Raw genomic sequence first — 3,417 nt, forward strand, 5'->3', positions numbered from 1 at the left:
CCGATCCGACGGCCGACCGCCCCACTCCGGACGGCCATCCGGGGTGGGGCATTCCTCACGGAACACGGCGACCATAATCCAAGTCGCTATTGCAAGGTGCCGCGTAGCGGCCTCGAAGGAGGGCTCCAGAACCCGCTACGCGAACTGGAAGGCTCCTTCGAGGCCTTCGCTGCATTTCGGCACCTCAGGATGAGGTGGTCGGCTGGGGATGATGAGTTCAGACACTCGGCGCGGTCGCTGCCGGGCCTGTTCGAACGTCACGAGGCGGTATGACAAACCCGACGGCGCAGGACATCGCGGCATTGCGGAGCGAGTGGATCACCGGAGGTCGGCTGGTCGTCGGGGACGATTCCTCTCCGTCGGACCATGAATCCGTCTACCGATGGGTCTTGAACTTCATCGACCGCAGCGCTGACGATCCCGACTACAGCACCGTCCTCGGCCTGATTTATCATAGCCTGAACTTCGATATCCCGTTCAGCGCGACCCAGTCCGTTCGGGACGATCTGATGCACATAGCGCGGAGAAAACTCGATGATCCGCAGTGGCGCAGACACCCGCCCTAGCTCTCGGGCTGCGAGAGTTCCTTTGCATCAGCGGGGACGCGAGGCTGCCGAGGGCGAAACGCGATAAAGCCGACGGAGTGAAGGGCAGCCGAGGATGGCACGCCGACCGGATTGGTCACCGGGCCAAAGGTTGGATCCGATGCGCTCACGGGCCGCCTCAATGCATTCGTGCGCGACGGTCCGGGGCGGATTGCCGTCTTGCATGGACCGCTCGAAGTTGTTGGCAAGGAGAAGCCCGAGGAAGAGCGGGGCTCCCCGACAGCTCTACCCAGTGGTGCTCGCCTCGGAGATCACCTCGTCGGTCCGATGCTGAACGAGGACATCGAGCGGCGGCACAAATCGTAGACATGCCATTGCCACCCAATCGATCTTGGCTTTCACGGCCATATCGGCCCGCCAACGGCTCAGATCGCCGGACGTTGGAAGCCGGTAACGTTGCCGGACCGTCGCGGTAGGGTCCTGGCCTTGCGTCCCGAAGCAGACGTTGCCGTTGATGTTGGAGATCGCCTGCCCAAAAACAACAGTTCATCGTAGCCGGCGTGGAAGAAGAAAACGCGGTATCACGCCACAAGATCTTCCGAAGCACGGGCGTATTGAAGAGCATCGCGCGCTGAAAGTGGTTTGCTCAGCAAGTAGCCTTGTGCCTCTGTGAAACCCTCTCGACGTGCGTGGGCAAGCTGTATTTCGTCCTCGACACCCTCGGCGGTGATGCTCGCGCCCAGCCGTTCAGCGAGGCCGACGATGGCGCGCACGATCGCGGCCGTATCGGCATTGCCGATTTCGTGGATGAAAGAACGGTCGATCTTGATCTTGTCGAATGGGAATCGCCGCAGATAGCTCAAGGACGAAAAGCCGGTGCCGAAATCGTCGAGGGCTATGTGTACTCCAAGCTCACGCAGCCGATGCAGGCAACGGATTGCGCTTACCGTGTCGCTCATCAGCACGCTCTCGGTGATTTCGAGCTCGAGACGATGCGGCGGCAGACCTGACGTCGCCAGCGCTGTCACAACAGCATGCTCCAAACCAAGTTCGGCGAATTGCACGGTTGAGGCGTTCACCGCGACCTTGAGGTCGCCGGGCCATCTCGCCGCTTCGCAGCATGCTTCCTTCAGGGCCCAGGCGCCGAGCTGGACGACCAAGCCGATTTCTTCGGCCAGTGGAATGAAGTCTCCGGGCGAGACGAGGCCCCGCGAAGGACTTCTCCAACGCATGAGCGCCTCGAAGCCGCTCAACATATCGTTCTCGAGGCGGATGATCGGCTGGTAGTACAACTCGAACTCACCCAGCCGAACGGCTTCGCGAAGGTCCAGTTCGAGCGCATTGCGTTCGGCTATCGCCGCATCCATCTCGGGCTCGTAGTAGCGGTAAGTGCTCCGACCTGCGGCCTTGGCGCGGTAGAGCGCGATATCGGCATTCTTGAACAACTGGTCCGGATTGCAGCCATCCTGTGGCCCCAGCGCGATGCCAATACTGATCCCGACACTGACTGCGCGGCCCTCGATATCGAAAGGCAGCTTCACGGCGTCGATGACCTGCTGCGCTGTAGTGCTGGAATTCTGCGGATGGTCGAGTCCTCTGAGAACGATCGCAAACTCGTCGCCGCCGAGCCGAGCGACGGTGTCTCCCTCACGGATCGCCGCGGTAAGCCGTTCAGCGACCTTGCGCAGAAGGGTGTCGCCCGCCGGGTGTCCCATGCTGTCGTTCACGCATTTGAAACGATCGAGATCGCAGGCGAGCACCGCGAAGAAGTGTCCGCGTCGTTCCGCGCTCACCATTTCACGGTCGAGGCGATCCCAAAATAGGGTGCGGTTGGGCAATCCGGTGAGCGCATCGTACAACGCCAGATACTCGATCTGCTGCTCCGCCTGTTTGCGCGCCGCGATGTCGATCTGTGTGCCGACGATGCGGAGTGGAGCCCCTGTGGCATCACGCGCGACGATCTTGCCGCGCGACAGGACCCACGTGTAGGCACCGCTTTTGTTGCGGACGCGTTGCTCGCATTCGTAGATCTTCGTCTTCCCCTCTATGTGGTCGGCAAGCTGCCTTCGAGACTGCTCGATGTCGTTAGGGTGCGTAAGTCGTATCAAGGACCGCACATGACCCTCGATCTCGCCCGGCTCGTAGCCGAGCATTGTCTGCGAGCGGTCTGAGAACCAGACCTTTCCTGTCGCGACATCCCAGTCCCAAAGGCCGTCGCTGCCGCTATCGAGGGCGAGCGCAAGACGCTCTTCGCTGATCCGCAATGCGGTCTCACTGGTCCGCAAGGCGCGATTGGCGCGGCGCATGCGGTCGGCGAACAGGGCGAGCGCGGCAAAGCCCAGGATCGCAAGCATGACCGCGGCGATGCCGGAGGCGAGGGCGAGACGTGGCAGCCCAGACACCGAAGCAGGTTCCGCTCCGTCAGGGGTGATCTGCACCGCGCCCATGGCGGTGAAGTGCAATCCCGCGATCGCGACGGTCAGAAGCGTCGCGGCGACACCGTTCGGGTATTTCAGCCCCCGATGCCTGAAAGCGACGAATGCGGCGGCTGAAAAGCTACAACCGATCAGCACCGAGGCGAAGACGAGCGTTCGATCCCAGGCAAAAGCTCCAGGAAGCTGGATGCTCGCCATGCCGATAAAATGCATGGCCGCCACGCCCAGCCCGAGAACGATCCCGGCGCCCGCCGCCATGGCTGAATTGGTGGCCCAACGTCCGAACGCCAGTGCGACCACCGACGCCAGTATGGCTGCCATCAAGGATAGCAGCGTCAAGCGCGTATTGTAGCTGACGACGAGTCCCGGGTCATAACCGAGCATACCGATGAAATGCGTACTCCAGACCCCGGCTCCAGCTGAGAAACCCGCCGCCA

2 protein-coding genes are annotated in these 3,417 nt (G+C 62.0%); one reads left to right on the forward strand and one right to left on the reverse strand.

The features are described from left to right. The first annotated feature begins 269 nt into the window (after positions 1–269). Positions 270–566, forward strand: coding sequence for a hypothetical protein (locus IPV08_RS24215; protein ID WP_207414400.1), 297 nt, complete (start codon positions 270–272; stop codon positions 564–566). A 560-nt stretch (positions 567–1,126) separates the two neighbouring features. On the opposite strand, the gene IPV08_RS24220 is transcribed toward IPV08_RS24215, so the two are convergent. Then, positions 1,127–3,417, reverse strand: a 2,291-nt coding sequence (locus IPV08_RS24220) for an EAL domain-containing protein (RefSeq protein ID WP_246748226.1), incomplete at its 5' end; no start/stop codon positions are given.

The sequence above is a fragment of the Methylobacterium sp. SD274 genome (assembly GCF_017355285.1).
GTDB lineage: Bacteria > Pseudomonadota > Alphaproteobacteria > Rhizobiales > Beijerinckiaceae > Methylobacterium.

Excerpts from the sequence above, each read along its gene's own strand:
- IPV08_RS24215 (WP_207414400.1), top strand. The coding sequence starts at position 270 with ATGACAAACCCGACGGCGCAGGACATCGCGGCATTGCGGAGCGAGTGG.